This window comes from Paenibacillus sp. 19GGS1-52 (assembly GCF_022369515.1).
Lineage (GTDB): Bacteria > Bacillota > Bacilli > Paenibacillales > Paenibacillaceae > Paenibacillus_AQ.
The window spans coordinates 5,193,443-5,208,175 of record NZ_CP059724.1 but is presented as its reverse complement, the minus strand read 5'-3'; the positions used below and the strand labels follow the sequence as shown (position 1 = coordinate 5,208,175).

13 protein-coding genes are annotated in these 14,733 nt (G+C 44.6%); 9 read left to right on the top strand and 4 right to left on the bottom strand.

The genetic code is table 11. The features are described 5' to 3' along the window. Positions 1-33 precede the first annotated feature (33 nt). Complete coding sequence (locus tag H1230_RS24135; protein ID WP_239712393.1) at positions 34-1,098, top strand: LacI family DNA-binding transcriptional regulator; 1,065 nt, start codon at positions 34-36, stop codon at positions 1,096-1,098. 303 nt (positions 1,099-1,401) lie between these two features. Here the strand turns inward: H1230_RS24135 and H1230_RS24130 are convergent, their stop codons facing one another. Continuing rightward, on the bottom strand, positions 1,402-2,304 hold the full coding sequence (locus H1230_RS24130; RefSeq protein WP_239712392.1) for a manganese catalase family protein: 903 nt from the start codon (positions 2,302-2,304) through the stop codon (positions 1,402-1,404). Positions 2,305-2,447: 143 nt separating this feature from the next. On the opposite strand from H1230_RS24130, the gene H1230_RS24125 reads away from it, so the two are divergent. Further along, the gene (locus H1230_RS24125) at positions 2,448-2,807 is read left to right on the top strand and encodes a nuclear transport factor 2 family protein (RefSeq protein ID WP_239712391.1); all 360 of its coding nucleotides are present in this window, start codon (positions 2,448-2,450) and stop codon (positions 2,805-2,807) included. Positions 2,808-2,953: 146 nt separating this feature from the next. On the opposite strand, the gene H1230_RS24120 is transcribed toward H1230_RS24125, so the two are convergent. The 3 genes from H1230_RS24120 to H1230_RS24110 are packed head-to-tail and all read right to left on the bottom strand — an operon-like array spanning position 2,954 to position 6,316. Continuing rightward, positions 2,954-4,126 (bottom strand): glycoside hydrolase family 130 protein, encoded by a 1,173-nt coding sequence (locus tag H1230_RS24120; RefSeq protein ID WP_239712390.1) that lies wholly within the window; start codon positions 4,124-4,126, stop codon positions 2,954-2,956. Between the two features lie 2 nt (positions 4,127-4,128). Further along, a complete protein-coding gene (locus H1230_RS24115) occupies positions 4,129-5,340 on the bottom strand; it encodes an AGE family epimerase/isomerase (RefSeq protein ID WP_239712389.1) in 1,212 nt (403 codons plus the stop codon). A 28-nt stretch (positions 5,341-5,368) separates the two neighbouring features. Beyond that, entirely contained in the window at positions 5,369-6,316 is a 948-nt protein-coding gene (locus H1230_RS24110) for a glycoside hydrolase family 113 (protein WP_239712388.1), read from the bottom strand. Positions 6,317-6,581: 265 nt separating this feature from the next. Between H1230_RS24110 and H1230_RS24105 the strand changes: the two genes are divergently transcribed. The 7 genes from H1230_RS24105 to H1230_RS24075 all read left to right on the top strand — a co-directional run bounded on the left by H1230_RS24105 (position 6,582) and on the right by H1230_RS24075 (position 14,677). Next, complete coding sequence (locus tag H1230_RS24105; protein WP_239712387.1) at positions 6,582-7,367, top strand: response regulator transcription factor; 786 nt, start codon at positions 6,582-6,584, stop codon at positions 7,365-7,367. Positions 7,368-7,496: 129 nt separating this feature from the next. Then, entirely contained in the window at positions 7,497-8,825 is a 1,329-nt protein-coding gene (locus tag H1230_RS24100) for an IS3 family transposase (RefSeq protein ID WP_239712333.1), read from the top strand. Between the two features lie 351 nt (positions 8,826-9,176). Further along, entirely contained in the window at positions 9,177-10,541 is a 1,365-nt protein-coding gene (locus tag H1230_RS24095) for an extracellular solute-binding protein (RefSeq protein WP_239712386.1), read from the top strand. Between the two features lie 117 nt (positions 10,542-10,658). After that, on the top strand, positions 10,659-11,540 hold the full coding sequence (locus H1230_RS24090; RefSeq protein WP_239712385.1) for a carbohydrate ABC transporter permease: 882 nt from the start codon (positions 10,659-10,661) through the stop codon (positions 11,538-11,540). Positions 11,541-11,543: 3 nt separating this feature from the next. Next, a complete protein-coding gene (locus H1230_RS24085) occupies positions 11,544-12,377 on the top strand; it encodes a carbohydrate ABC transporter permease (RefSeq protein WP_239712384.1) in 834 nt (277 codons plus the stop codon). A 43-nt stretch (positions 12,378-12,420) separates the two neighbouring features. Beyond that, on the top strand, positions 12,421-13,443 hold the full coding sequence (locus H1230_RS24080; protein ID WP_239712383.1) for a glycoside hydrolase family 130 protein: 1,023 nt from the start codon (positions 12,421-12,423) through the stop codon (positions 13,441-13,443). 271 nt (positions 13,444-13,714) lie between these two features. Further along, positions 13,715-14,677: an acetylxylan esterase gene (locus H1230_RS24075; protein WP_239712382.1), complete on the top strand. Its 963-nt coding sequence runs from the start codon at positions 13,715-13,717 to the stop codon at positions 14,675-14,677. Positions 14,678-14,733 lie beyond the last annotated feature (56 nt).

Here is a 14,733-nt window from a genome sequence, read left to right as displayed (position 1 = left end):
TAGAATTCAAGAGAATTTTGGAGGTAATTACATATGGCTAAAAAGGTTACGATGCAAAAAATAGCCGATCATCTCGGCGTGTCCAAGTTTGTTGTCTCTAAATCGCTGTCCGGCAAAGACGGAGTCAACGAAACCACCAGAGAGCGGGTCATTCAGGCGGCTTCACAGCTAGGCTATTTCACGCAAAAGAACGCGTACGTCCAAAGTATAAAGCGTACCACGCAGGGAGTAGGCAGTGACCGTAACAAGCAATCGGTGCTTGTTCTTATGCCTAATATCCGTTCCCAGACTCAGGACTCTCTCTATTGGGGAAAGATCGTGGATGGCATCGCGCTTGCTCTGGATAGTGAAGGGCTTGGTATGGTTATTGTGTCAGAGCATCGTGCAGACAATTTTGTGAATATACTGAATCCAAATGGAATTCTTGGGTTGGTGGGGGTAGGTCAAATTTCTACTTCCTTACTGCTGGAGGTACACCGGATCGGTCTGCCGATGGTTCTGATCGATCATGAGGACCCGTTAATCCCGAGCGATACCGTGTTTGCCAATAACGTGGATTCTATGTCCAGGTTGAGCAATCATCTGATGGGTACCGGGCATACACGGCTGCATTTTATCGGCAATATCCGTTATTCGCGCAGCTTTCGTGACCGCTGGATCGGCTTTCGCAGTGCGCTTGAAGAGAGCGGAATGAGGTTGCCGATGGAAGATGATGAGATGCTGTTTCTGGAAGGTATGGACGATGGAACATTCCGTGATGAATTTAAGAATTGGATCAACAAAAGGAAAAAAGCAAAGACATTGCCGACAGCTCTAATCTGTGCCAATGATTCCATCGCGCTTACAGTTAGCGAGGTATTAAAGGAAGAAGGATTCACCCTTCCAGACGATATTTCTGTCACCGGTTTTGATAATATTGAGGATGCCTCACGAGGGGTGCCCCCACTCACAACGGTCCATGTACCCAAAGAAGCGATGGGCCATGCAGCGGTAGAAAAGCTATTGAGTCGTATTCATAATCCCTCTGCACCCCTGGAAAAGATCCTCATCTCCGCTGATATCGTACACCGCGAATCTGTGGCTGAACCGCGGAGCTAATCCAACACACCAATCACGCCATTTTCCATGTACCTAGCATGTGCTAACCAGAGTTTAGCTGCACTTCATGCAGTTAAATCATTCAATTTCGCCATATGATTAGATTTAATTGTATATACAACTAAATCCATTATTAGAGTGATATAAGGCTTAATAGTTGCACAATGTACAGCTAAGGCTCGCTGTTGAATAAAGGCAGAGAACAATAAAGATGAAGACTAAAGAGGGTATGAAAAAGCAGCTCCTGATAATCCAAGAGACTGCTTTTCAGAAGTTATTCCTATATATAACTACTCTATCTGATTACTCTTTAATATTCCCAGCCATTTTCAGCCTTTTGGCGATTTCTTTAAACTCCTCTGCGGAGATTCCGGGGGCGAATTCCTCTTTGACTGCAGGCGCATCAGGAATCGGGAAACCTTTTGGAGCACCTTGGATGACTTCAAGTGGAAGATTATCTTCAGGATGCGTTCCCTTCCAGATCTGATCGATCGAGTTAAAGTCGCTGTCACTCCATGTGTACAGCTTCGTATGAACACCTTTTTCCTCATATTTCTTGGCTTCGGTAAATGACTTGTTGCTTAAGGAAGGAATGGGTACCAACTTAGTTACATTAACGCCTGTGGCTATTTCTAGTGCCTTGGCATATGCAACAACGTGAACTCCACCACGGACAAGTAGGAACCCAACTACTGCGCGTGCCGCCGGATGATCCGTCATTTCATATACTTTCATCTTATGTGTTCTGGCTCCACATTCAAGAAAAAAGTTATGCAGTAAATCTTCCACCAAATTTCCACTGTTAAACACATTAGCTCCGGTCCAGGGATTACCCATGGAATCGAACGGCATTGCACCTTGAGCACCAGCCAAGAAGTGATAAGACAGTCTCGCATCTTTGACCGAACCAAGTGGGGTATTGTCCGGCTGTTTATAGTCGGTTGAACCTCTCAGGCATTTGTTGATAGCATGCGATACTAGCTCGACATGACCAAGTTCTTCCGCCGTTATGCTCATCACCAGATCGTAGAATGGCTTAAGCTTTTCCTTTGAACGAAAATTAAAAGATTGATAGAGGTAATTGTTCAGTGTGGACATTTCTCCAAATTTCCCGCCTAACAGTTCTTGTATAGCAGCTGCAGCATTAGGATCTGGTTTCTCTACTTCCGGGATTTCGATCATGATTTCATCCATACGTTTGAACATAATATTCATACCTCCATAGAGTTCTAATATTTAATGATTTATTTTTAAACTGAATTTCCCATTGTTAAACAGCCATAGGTGGAGGTAGATATATCTGAACATAGAGGGAGATTAATAATCTGAGTTCTAGGTGGGGCATAAACGTGGAGCATGAATTTTCGTTAAAGGAGCATTTGCGTGAGTTGGAGGAAAGGCTGTTGAAGCCAGAAATTCGTACTTCCGCGGCAGAAGTTTCAAAGTTATTGGCAGACGATTTTTTTGAATATGGAAGTTCTGGTCACGTATGGCATAAATATGAGGGGATAAGTGAAGGGGGTATAGGCGTGGTTAGAATGACATTAAGCCATTTTGAAATTCATCAGTTGTCCGAAGAGGCGGTATTAACCACGTATCGAATATTCAATGAGAAATCGTTGCAGCATACTTTGCGCAGTTCAATTTGGAAATTTGGTGAGAATGGCTGGCAAATGTTCTTCCATCAGGGGACACCTACCCGAGCATGAGATGGTTTTCTAGCTAAGAATAGGTTGGAGAGTAGAAGAAAAAAGGCGTTCTCCCAGCTGGTCGCAGCTGGAGGAACGCCTTTTTTATAAGCGGAATGGAAGGCTAGCTTTGTAATTGAAAGTAGATTAAAGTGAATGACTTCAGTCTACAGCTGCAAATTCCGGTCAATCAAAGATATCCGCTGCTGCACACAAGCATAGGAGCGAAGTGGATCTTCAGGTGTGTTCAGCACATAATCGAGCATTTGATCAACAGTGGTTGTAGCCACATGGATGCGGGTGTCAGAGGATGCGTAGTACACATAGATATCACCATTGTCCCGGGCAATCACACCGTTGCAGAATACAACGTTCGATACATCGCCGACACGTTCTTCACCATCAGGGGCAATGAAGTGGCCGCCTGGGGAGTGAGTTATCTTGTTAGGCTCCTTAAGATCAGACAGGAAGGCATAGAGGACATAGCGCAAGCCTGCAGCTGTATTCCGTACGCCATGAGCGATGTGCAGCCAGCCTTGTGCAGTTTTGATTGGAGCAGGTCCTTGGCCGTTCTTCACTTCTTTGATGGTGTGGTAGTGACGCTCATCCATGATGCTTTCACTTGAAATTACTGCATCCTCAATGGTGTCAGAAAGTCCCCAGCCGATACCGCCGCCTGAACCAGCGTCGATAAAACCATCCTGTGGGCGGGTGTAGAAGGCATATTTTCCTTCAACAAATTCAGGGTGCAGTACAACGTTGCGCTGCTGTGCGGAGCCGGTCTTCAGGTCGGCCAGACGCTCCCAAGTCTTCAGGTCCTTCGTGCGGGTAATTCCGCACTGGGCTACTGCACTAGAGAGATCGCCGTGCGCCGCTGCCGGATCTTTGCGCTCTGTGCAGAACAAGCCATAGATCCAGCCATCCTCATGGCTGACCAAACGCATGTCGTAGACGTTAACATCAGGCACTTCGGTCTCAGGCAGTACGACTGGGTGATCCCAGAAGCGGAAGCCGTCTACACCACTGTCGCTTTCAGCGACTGCGAAGAAGGACTTCCGATCATTGCCTTCAACGCGAGCAATGATATAGAATTTGCCGTTAAGCTCGATGGCTCCCGGGTTAAAGATACCATTCACACCGATTCTTTCGGCAAAATACGGATTGGTATCCGGATTGAAGTCATAACGCCAGATCAGTGGTGCATGCTCTGCTGTAAGCAGTGGATGCTGATAACGGTCATAAGTGCCATTGCTGAAAGGCACTTTCTCATTTTTGCGTTCGATCAAAGCCTCATATTTTTCGGTTAATTGTTGTTTGCGTGCTTGAAATACTGAAGTCATTGTCAGTTCCCCTTTGTAATTAATGATAATCGATGAATCATTTCGAAGCAGGCTCGGCTGTTATGATAAGGACATTTCCAAGCGCTTACTTTGGGTTCGTGAGCCATCGGCTGCAGATTCTCATCTACACCCCAGTACCATTCACCCAGCTTGTGGTCTACCATATAGGTGTCAATAAAAGTCCAAGCAGCTCTAGCTGCATCTGCGAACTTGGATTCACCTGTCAGCTGATAGGCATTATAGAAGCCAACAACGGCTTCAGCTTGCGGCCACCAATCCTTCTCTTTATTGATTAGGCCGTTGTGGTCAGCCTCATTCCATATTCCGCCGTCTCCAGCAACGCCGTCAGCGAGAACCGCCTCTGCCATCGAGATGGCCACTGTGCGCACCCGCTGAAGCAATTCCTTATCTCCAAGCGTTTCAGCAGCTTCTACCAACAGCCAACTACCCTCGATATCATGACCATAAGAGATGCGGTCAGACTTGACGTTCCATTCCTCGTCTAGGAAGAGATGAAAGTGTTGTCCTTGATCATCAATGATATGCTCAAGCATCATTTCAATCAGCTCAGCCAGCTTGTCGCGCAGTTCTTCCGACTTCCAGACCCGGTAAAGTCCGGTATAAGCTTCCAGCACATGAAGATGTGTATTCATCGACTTCTTCTCATTCATGTCTTTGGTGCTGAGGCTGAGGTCGTCCGTCATTTGCCAATCCTGTGAGAGGGCTTCGATATAACCTTTATAAATAGGATCATAGCCGTATTTCTCAACAATATGGAACAGCTGAATCGCTTCCTCCAGAACCTCCGGACGACCGGTTGCATGATAGAATTCCGCTAGGGCATACACGGCAAAGGCTTGGCCGTAGATCTGCTTCTTGGGTTGGGAAGGTGAACCCGAAGCATCAACCATCCAGAACAACCCGCCGTATTCTTTATCGGTGAAATGCTCCAGCAAATAGGCGTAGGCGCGTTCCGCTATAGTTAGATATTCTGGGAGCTGATATAAACGGTAAGCGCTCGCAAATGTCCACAGAATCCGAGCGTTAAGTACAAGGCTTTTCTCGGCTCCGGCAATAATGTTCAGCTTGTTATCGATCTCACCGATAAAGCCACCATGCTCTTCATCTACTGTATGTTTCATCCAGAAGCCAAGAATATTGTCCTGCAGTTCCTTCTCAAGCTGGGATAGCCATAGTTCAGAGGGATTATTCATTGTTGTTAAGTTCACTCCTTTATCTTACTTATTTGGTCTTGGTGGTAAAGTAATCTTTAATGAGGCTAGCGGCTTGCTTGCCATACATGCAGTAATCATCATTTTGTGCGGCTTCCTCAATTGGATATAGACGAGCAGGCCAATCCCAGAGCATAAAGCCCTGAACCCATTCTCTAGCTTCACAACTGCGGAACATAGCCTCATAGAAACGATTCTGCTCCTCTTCACTTGGTTCGCCCTTTAAACTCCAGTCATTAGGAATGGCTGCGCTGCCGATGCGGCTCGGACATCCGGCTTCCATGAAAAAGAACGGTTTATCGTATGATTGTACCACTGCCTCAATTCGGTCAAGCTGGGCTTCCCAGTCGTGCTCTGGATAATAACCGCTGGAGGAAATAACATCGAGTGCATCCCACCACGTTACATTGTCCTCTTGATACTTGTCACAATTGTAGGTGATTGTACCGGAGTAGATTTTGCGGACTTCTGCGATCAAAGTGCGCCATTCCTCTGCTCGTCTGTCTGCTTGCACTAGTTCACAGCCGATGCAGAACATCTCACAGCCGGTTTCTTCCGCGATAGCAGCAAAGTGCAAGATAAAGTTAGTATAAGAGCTGAACCACTGGGACCATTTAGGTTCGCAGGGAACATCCTTATCGAAAAAGTTGATATGGGCGCGCCAAGTGCCGTCCGCACAATTTACAATCGGCTTCAGGCATACCTTAAGCTGAAGTGACTTGGCCTTTCCAATGGCCCGCTTTACCTCTTCATCGCTAACTGTTGGTTCTTCCCAATAAGGAATTTCCGTAGCTTGCGGAGTAGCCTGAAGGGCACTAAAGGCAATCGCCGTCCAGTTAGCTCCAGTGACCGAGGACATTAACTCCATAGAGCGTTCAGCCTCGTCAGTACTCCATGTCCCACGTCTGCCCATGAAGCCCCAGGTTATACCTCCGATATATTCATTCTGCAATGACATTGGTAACCCTCACTTTTGATAGAGTATGTTAGAAGACTAATGAAAGGGATTTTGTTATATTGTTATTATTATTTTGTTATTTAATAATAACAATACACTTTAGTTATATACTTTTTTGAGATTGATTTCAAGGAGGAAATACGTAAAGTAAATACAAGACTATAAAAGAGCAACACAGCACATTTGCTAATGAAAATTTGAAGTCTATAATTAGTGCGATAGCGTATTCATTGGGCGGAATACTACAACTGGAGGTGATTCTCAAATGATTAAAGTCATGATTGCGGACGATGAAGAGGTCATTCGCAGAGGCCTTGCGAAGATTGCTTCCAGAATGGATTTGGAAATTCAAGTAATCGGATCGTATGGAAACGGTCAGGAGGCTTGGGAGCATCTGGCGAAATTAGGTCCAGAAGATATTGATCTGCTGATCACTGACATCAAAATGCCAAGAATGGATGGCTTCAAACTCATTGAGCAGGTTAGAGGGAGCATGAAGAATGTTTCTATCGCAGTACTGAGTGGCTTTAGCGAATTCGAATATGCGCGGCGGGCGATACGGCATGGTGTGCTTGATTATCTGCTGAAGCCGATTGATAAGACACAATTATATGAACTGCTCAAGAGAGTAGACGAGGAGAAGAAGAAGAAGCCACCGGAGCGAGAGCGTGAACAAATAGTGATCCAGGCAGCTGAAGGCGGAGAACATTATGTTGTCGAGCAGACTAAGATTATATTGGAGAAGGAATACGGGCAGAATTTTGAGCTGGAGCGCTTGGCCGACACGGTTGGTATGAATGCGAGCTACATCAGCCGATTATTCAAATTCAAAACCGGCCAGACGATAACGGATTATCTGATTGGAATTCGTATTGCCAAGGCCAAAGAGCTGCTGACAGAGCAGCCTGACTTGAAGAATTATGAAATAGCAGAGAAGGTCGGATACAGTGATCCCGTTTATTTTAATAAGCTGTTTAAGAAAATGTGCGGCATGACTCCCAAAGATTACAAGAGCGGTTACAGACAAGCCAAAAATGAAATGAATAGATAGTTTAAATATAGGCTTTATAATAGGAAGCCGTTTTTAGTACACTGGTACCCATAGACTGGACACTTTAAAAAAAGGTGTTCAAGCTGTGGGTACCTTTTTGTATACTGAAAGAACAGCGGAGGGGATTAAATGAGTAAGAAGCGATTTACAGAAGAAGAACGTGAACAGATGTCAAAGAACAGATACGTCGTTAGAGTGAGTGACAAGGCGATAACCTATGCGGATGAATTTAAGCAGTTATTTATTGACCAATACATGACAGGCAAAACCCCAAGAGAGATCTTCGAAGCTCACGGATTTAACGTGAGTGTAATGGGTATGAAGCGAATCGAACAGTCTGCTGACCGCTGGAAGAAAGCCTATGAACAAGGAGGGATTGTAGGACTATCCGACTCTCGAAAGGAAGCCACTGGGCGTCCTTTGCAGCGGGAGCTATCCCCGGATGAAGTCATTGCAAAGCAAGAAGCGAGGATTAGACTGCTCGAATCTCAAGTCGATTTGTTAAAAAAGCTAGACACGAAAGAAAGGTTGCTGGTAGCCAAAGGAATGAATCTAAGCAAAACTAAGTTATTCGAACTCATTAAGAACGCTGTGGATCAAGGTCTAGGACGTATGACAGGCTACATTTGCAAGTTGCTTAACGTTTCTCGTTCGGGATACTATAGCTACTTAGGTTCCGCAGATACACGCTTGGAGCGAACTCGTTCAGATGCTAAAGCGGGAGACTACATCAAGAAGGCTTTCCACCGAAGAGGATACAAGAAGGGCTCGCGCTCTATCAAGATGGTTCTAGAGAACGAGTTTGGCATCCTTTATAACCTGAAGAAAATCCGCAGGCTTATGAAGAAATTCAACATCGTATGCCCGCATAGAAAACCTAACCCCTATAAGCGTATGGCGAAGGCTACGAAGGAACATCGGACCCTTCCAAACCGTCTGCAAAGGGATTTTAAAAAGGGTATTCCGGGTCTGGGGTTGCTTACCGACATCACCTATCTCCCGCATGGTCGCTCGGAGATCGCGTATTTATCGACCCTGCTAGATGCCTCGACGGGCGAGATCCTCTCTTACAACGTATCTAACCGGCTCACATTAGATATTGCCACGGACACGATTGACGCTCTCATGAAACAAAAACGTGTGAAGTTACACAAAGATGTCTTCATCCACTCCGATCAAGGCAGCCATTACACGAGTCCAACCTACCAAGCACTGCTGAAGAAGTATGGGATAGGTCAGTCGATGTCCAGGCGTGGGAATTGTTGGGACAATGCCCCTCAAGAATCATTCTTCGGCCATTTAAAAGATCATGTGGATCACCGCAGTTGCCGATCTTTACAAGAGCTACAGTTTGAAATTGATCGCTATATCCGTTATTACAACCACCACAGATATCAATGGGGTTTAAAAAAGATGACCCCTGTTCAATACAGGAATCACCTATTGTTAGTTTCCTAATGGTTCTAAACCACTCTTTTTTCAAGTGTCCTTGACTAAGGGTCCAGATTATAGCAGGAGGGCGGAGAGCTCTCTTTTTTTTGCCTAGTTAAATATGTATAATAACAAATGTTGGGTATAATAAAAACAAAAATAACAAATTGAAGACCAGAAAAAACAATTGAAACCATCGTTTTACCTTTAAAATAGATCTATAATGTGTTTGTAAGCGATATCATCATACAGTTTCGAAATAATTATACGATTTCAGAAGCACTTAATTATTTTATTTTTAGAGTATGATGATAACAGTTATTATATTTGTTATTATTAAAAACAGGATTTGAATTGATGAGAGGGGTCGTACAAGAAATGAACAAAAGCAAAACAGCAATGGGATTAATGACACTAACGCTCATGGCTAGTTTGTTTGCAGGTTGTTCCTCGAATAACAATGCAAACAACGAACCGGCAGCAACTACAGGGAATGCAGGAACGTCAACGGAGGCAACTACCGCTCCAACTGATGCAGCCAAGGATATTAAGGGAGATATCACGGTCATCACCCAAAGAACAGATATTGTTGATACCGTATTCAAGGATTATGCCGCAAAATTCAACGAGAAATATCCGGATGTCAAAGTGAACTTTGAAGCACTTGCCACCTACGAAGATCAGATCAAAATTCGTATGAGCACTAAAGATTATGGAGATGTTCTGCTGCTGCCTACAAGCGTAGCTATTAAAGATCTTCCGGACTTTTTTGAACCTCTAGGCAAAATCTCCGATCTGGAGCAGCAATATACGGGTCTTGAAGAACGTACTGTTGACGGTATTTCCTACGGAATTCCGATCACCGTCAACTTCTCCGGTGTTATTTATAACAAACAAGTATTTAAAGATGCGGGTATTACAGAAGTTCCAAGAACCATCGATCAATTCATGGCTGCACTGCAATCTATTAAAGACAAGACTAAAGCTGTGCCGTTGTATACCAACTATGCAGCTGGCTGGACACTGACCCAGTGGGAAGCCGATCTGGCTACTGTAGCTGGCGATCGTGATTATGTGAACATTGGTCAAGTCGCTTCCGATGATAACTTTGTTAAAGGACAACCGCATTATGATCTTTACAAAGTCTTGTTCGATGCCGCACAAAAAGGCCTGATTGAAGAAGATCCGACGACAACAGACTGGGAATCTTCCAAGGCAGATCTGGCTAACGGTAAAATCGGTACAATGATGCTCGGATCTTGGGCCATTGGTCAAATCAAAGGGCTTGCAACAAACCCTGATGATATTGGATTCATGCCGTTCCCAACCAATGCTAGCAAAATTCTTGTACCTCTGTCCGATGATTATAACTTGGGCGTAAGTATTCACAGTAAAAATAAAGAAGCAGCAAGAGCATGGGTAGATTGGTTCATTAACGAATCCGGATATCCAACAACTGAAGGCGGCGGTATGAGCCCAGTTAAAGGTGCAGAGCTTCCAGAAATCCTGAAACAGTTTGACGGCACGGATGTAACTTTTGACACTCTAGCTCCAGCAAAAGCCGGCGAAGAAGGCTGGGTTGATGCGATTGATAAGGAAGCAGAAATCGGTCTTTGGCAGCCTGACTTCAAGAAAGTTATTATTGAAGCGGCCATCGGCAACAGAAAAGAATCCTATGATGATATCATGAGAGATCTGAACGACAAATGGAAAGCTGCACGGGCTAAGATTACAGCTCAATAATATTCAATAGAGTACAACCAGAGTCAAAGAAAGGGAAGATGCCACATGGCATGTTCCCCTTCATTTTTCAATTAGATTAAATGGAATTATAGGTATGCGTTCCTAGGAGGTTGGAGAGTGTTCAAATTATCCGATATGAGCTATAAAAATCAACGGATTCTTATTATACTGTTATTTTCTTTGGTGCCAATAGTGCTGCTATTCACCTTTGCTTATCTTCCAGTAATCAAAATGTTCCAGTACAGCTTTACGAATTGGAATGGACTCAGCAAGACGATGGAATATGTAGGTTTTGACAACTATAAGACAATCTTTACGAAACCTGAGTATTTTGCTGTATTTAAAGTCAGTTTGTACTATTTCTTCGCCACCTTTGTCCAAATGGGACTCGCCCTATATTTTGCAACGATTCTCAGCTTTAATGTTCGGATGAAAAATCTGTTCAAAGGCATTCTCTTCTTCCCCACGCTGCTGAATGGTGTAGCCATCGGCTTTATTTTCCTGTTCTTCTTCAAACCTGATGGAACACTGGACACGATCCTGCAGATGATTGGACTGGAAAGCCTGCAGCAGAAATGGCTGCTGAATCCGAAGCTTATCAATATCTCGCTCGCGGGAGCTTCCCTGTGGAGATATATGGGGATGAACTTTATTATTTTTCTCGGAGCTATCTCTTCCATCGGCAAGGATATTTATGAAGCCTCCGATATCGACGGTGCCAACCGATGGCATCAATTCAGACATATTATTCTTCCAAGCATCAGACGTATCCTGCAATTAAATCTGATCCTCGCGGTCAGTGGCGCGATTGGTGTGTTTGAAATTCCTTATGTTATGACCGGTGGTTCCAACGGAAGTGGCACGTTTGTTATTCAGACTGTAGATTTGGCTTTTAAGTATAGTAAGCTTGGTCTTGCTTCGGCCATGGCTGTAGTTCTGCTGGGCATCGTCCTTATAGTGACCGTTCTGCAGCGTGTTCTGATTAAGGAGGAGGCTTAGAATATGCATAATGTAAAATATACCGCAGCGAGTGTATTCAAATACCTCACCTTGATTTTGGGAGCGCTAGCCGCCTTGGTTCCGATCGTGGTTGTTTTGTTCGCATCCCTAAAGACCAACACGGAGTATGCTTCAACAGGACCGTTGACTTTGCCGGAGAACTGGTTGAACTTCTCGAACTATACCAAGGCTTTTGTCGATGGAAAAATGCTGCTTGGCTTTAAGAATACGCTCATTATTCTTGTCATTTCTATAGTCGGTGCGACTCTGACAGGTTCAATGATGGCCTATATTTTGTCCCGTTTTAAATTTAGAGGCAGTGCCTTGCTAATGGGTGCTTTTCTGGTAGCTACACTTATTCCGGGTGTCACTACCCAAGTGGCTACGTTCCAGATTATCAACTCATTGGAGCTGTTTAATACACGCTGGGCGCCCATATTGATGTATCTGGGAACAGATATTATCGCTGTTTATATTTTCATGCAATTCCTGGATTCTATTTCCGAATCGCTGGATGAATCGGCGATGCTGGATGGAGCCTCGTATTGGACCATTTATTGGAGAATTATATTGCCACTTCTGAAGCCGGCGATTGTGACAGTCATCATTGTAAAAGGCGTAAATATTTATAATGATTTCTATACACCATTTTTGTACATGCCGAAGAGTGATCTGCAAGTTATCTCTACTGCATTGTTCAAATTCAAAGGCCCTTACGGATCACAGTGGGAAGTCATTTGTGCCGCAATTATGATTGCAATTATTCCGACATTGGTTATCTTTACATCTTTGCAGAAGTATATTTATAACGGATTTTCGCAAGGTTCAGTGAAATAGAGAAATTTAATATACTGGTATAACATTTGGAGGGAGCTTAACTATGAAAGAAGTACAGTTGATTGGAAATAACTTGCCGAATATGCCTTGGCAAGAGAAACCGGAAGGACACACGAATCCGCTCTGGAGACATGATGATAACCCGGTTATCAAGAGAAACCCGGCAAAGGGTGTTGCCCGCATCTTTAACAGTGCAGTTGCCGCATATGAAGGAAGCTTTCTCGGAGTATTCCGTGTCGAGGATAATACTACTCGTCCCCATCTGCGAATGGGATATAGTGCAGATGGCCTCGATTGGAAAATTGATGATGAGCCGATCCATTTTATTGATGAAGAAGGCAATCCTTATATGCCGCGGTATGCTTATGACCCACGGCTGGTTAAGGTGGAAGATACCTATTATATTATCTGGTGTACTGATTTCTATGGTGCTGCGATCGGCGTAGCCAAAACTCAAGACTTCAAAACATTTGTCAGCCTCGAAAATCCATTCCTGCCGTTTAACCGCAACGGTGTTCTTTTTCCTAAGAAAATCAATGGTAATTTCGTTATGTTGTCCCGTCCGAGCGACAGCGGCCACACTCCCTTCGGTGATGTGTTCCTGAGCGAAAGCCCTGACTTCGTCTACTGGGGTAAACACCGCCACGTAATGTCCAAAGGTGGTCAAGGCTGGTGGCAAAGTGTCAAAATCGGTGGTGGACCTGCTCCAATCGAAACCTCCGAAGGCTGGCTGATGTTCTATCATGGCGTTACAGGAACCTGCAATGGACTCGTCTACAGCATGGGTGCTGTAATTCTGGATATTAATGAGCCTTCCAAAGTGAAATACCGTTCCAAGAACTTTGTGCTGACCCCGGAGGAATGGTATGAAGAGAGAGGTTTCGTGAACAATGTTCTCTTCCCATGCGCTACCCTGCATGATGCCGAAACCGGCCGGATCGCCATCTATTATGGCGCTGCCGATACTTATGTAGGTGTTGCTTACACAACCATCCAAGAAATTGTCAACTACGTTATCGATACCCACGAAGAGGTTGGGGACGATGCTGGTTTGGGCAAAATCTAGGTTGAATGTACTCGCTAATATTTAACTCAGTGTAAACCTGCAGAAACGGAAAACCATGCACGCAGGTTTTCCGTTTCTGCTCTTTTTACTAAATCCCAGTTATTGGATTTAGTTCATCTTTGCGAAAATAAGCGGTGCTGTAGTAACGAAGAGGAATTTTGGGACTGGAGAAGCGATCGTAAGCCCAAACATTCCTCGTAGTTACGCTAACAGCACCAACCCTTTTTTTGCTTGATTTGAAGTAACCCCAACCCTAAGGAGGATAACGATCTTGGCCAACGATATGACACTACCACAACTAAAAGAATATAAAGGGAGCAGTGTGAGACCAGAGGGTTTTGACCTGTTCTGGGAGCGGGCCTTGCAGGAACTGGACGCTCAGACACTAGATTATGAGCTGGTGCCAGCTGAATTTGTAAGTGAACTGGCGGAATGTTATCATCTGTATTTTACCGGAGTAGGTGGTGCGAGAATACACTGTAAATATGTAAGACCAAAGAAGACGGTGACTGAAAAAGGACCCGGTGTAGTCATGTTCCACGGATACTCCTGCGACAGCGGAGACTGGATGGAGAAAGTAACCTATGCGGCGCATGGAATCAGTGTGCTGGCGATGGATTGCCGGGGTCAGGGTGGCTTGTCTGAGGATAATCTTATCGTAAAGGGCACGACCATTCGTGGTCACATTATTCGCGGCATCGATGATCCTAATCCGGACAACCTGTACTATCGCAATGTATTTCTGGATACAGCGCAGACTGCCAGAATTCTAATGTCGATGGAAGAGGTAGATCCAGCACGAGTGGGTGCCTTTGGTTTGTCTCAGGGTGGGGCATTGACGGTTGCTTGTGCAGCTCTTGAACCACGTATAGCGTTAGCTGTGCCGGTCTATCCCTTTCTCTCCGATTACAAACGGGCTTGGGATCTGGATATTACGACCTCGGCTTATGAGGAAATCAACTATTACTTCCGTTTTTTTGATCCGCATCATTTGCGTGAGGATGAGATTTTTAACCGACTTGGATTTATTGATATTCAGAATCTGGCTGAACGAATCCAAGCTAAGGTCTTATGGGTGACCGGTTTAGCGGACACAATCTGCCCACCCTCCACCCAATTTGCAGCATACAACAAAATCACAGCGTCAAAGGAACTTATGGTTTATTATGAATACGGTCATGAGTATCTTCCATATCTTGGTGATAGAGCCCTCCAAGCATTCATGACCTTGTAAACTTGTAACGTTATAGACACTTACAAGAATAACTGTAGATGATGGCGGGTGGTTAT

What these genes read in the sequence shown, in the direction of transcription:
- H1230_RS24135 (WP_239712393.1), top strand. Translation starts at nt 34, where the DNA reads ATGGCTAAAAAGGTTACGATGCAAAAAATAGCCGATCATCTCGGCGTG.
- H1230_RS24130 (WP_239712392.1), bottom strand. Translation starts at nt 2,304, where the DNA reads ATGTTCAAACGTATGGATGAAATCATGATCGAAATCCCGGAAGTAGAG.
- H1230_RS24120 (WP_239712390.1), bottom strand. Translation starts at nt 4,126, where the DNA reads ATGACTTCAGTATTTCAAGCACGCAAACAACAATTAACCGAAAAATAT.
- H1230_RS24115 (WP_239712389.1), bottom strand. Translation starts at nt 5,340, where the DNA reads ATGAATAATCCCTCTGAACTATGGCTATCCCAGCTTGAGAAGGAACTG.
- H1230_RS24110 (WP_239712388.1), bottom strand. Translation starts at nt 6,316, where the DNA reads ATGTCATTGCAGAATGAATATATCGGAGGTATAACCTGGGGCTTCATG.
- H1230_RS24105 (WP_239712387.1), top strand. Translation starts at nt 6,582, where the DNA reads ATGATTAAAGTCATGATTGCGGACGATGAAGAGGTCATTCGCAGAGGC.
- H1230_RS24100 (WP_239712333.1), top strand. Translation starts at nt 7,497, where the DNA reads ATGAGTAAGAAGCGATTTACAGAAGAAGAACGTGAACAGATGTCAAAG.
- H1230_RS24095 (WP_239712386.1), top strand. Translation starts at nt 9,177, where the DNA reads ATGAACAAAAGCAAAACAGCAATGGGATTAATGACACTAACGCTCATG.
- H1230_RS24085 (WP_239712384.1), top strand. Translation starts at nt 11,544, where the DNA reads ATGCATAATGTAAAATATACCGCAGCGAGTGTATTCAAATACCTCACC.
- H1230_RS24080 (WP_239712383.1), top strand. Translation starts at nt 12,421, where the DNA reads ATGAAAGAAGTACAGTTGATTGGAAATAACTTGCCGAATATGCCTTGG.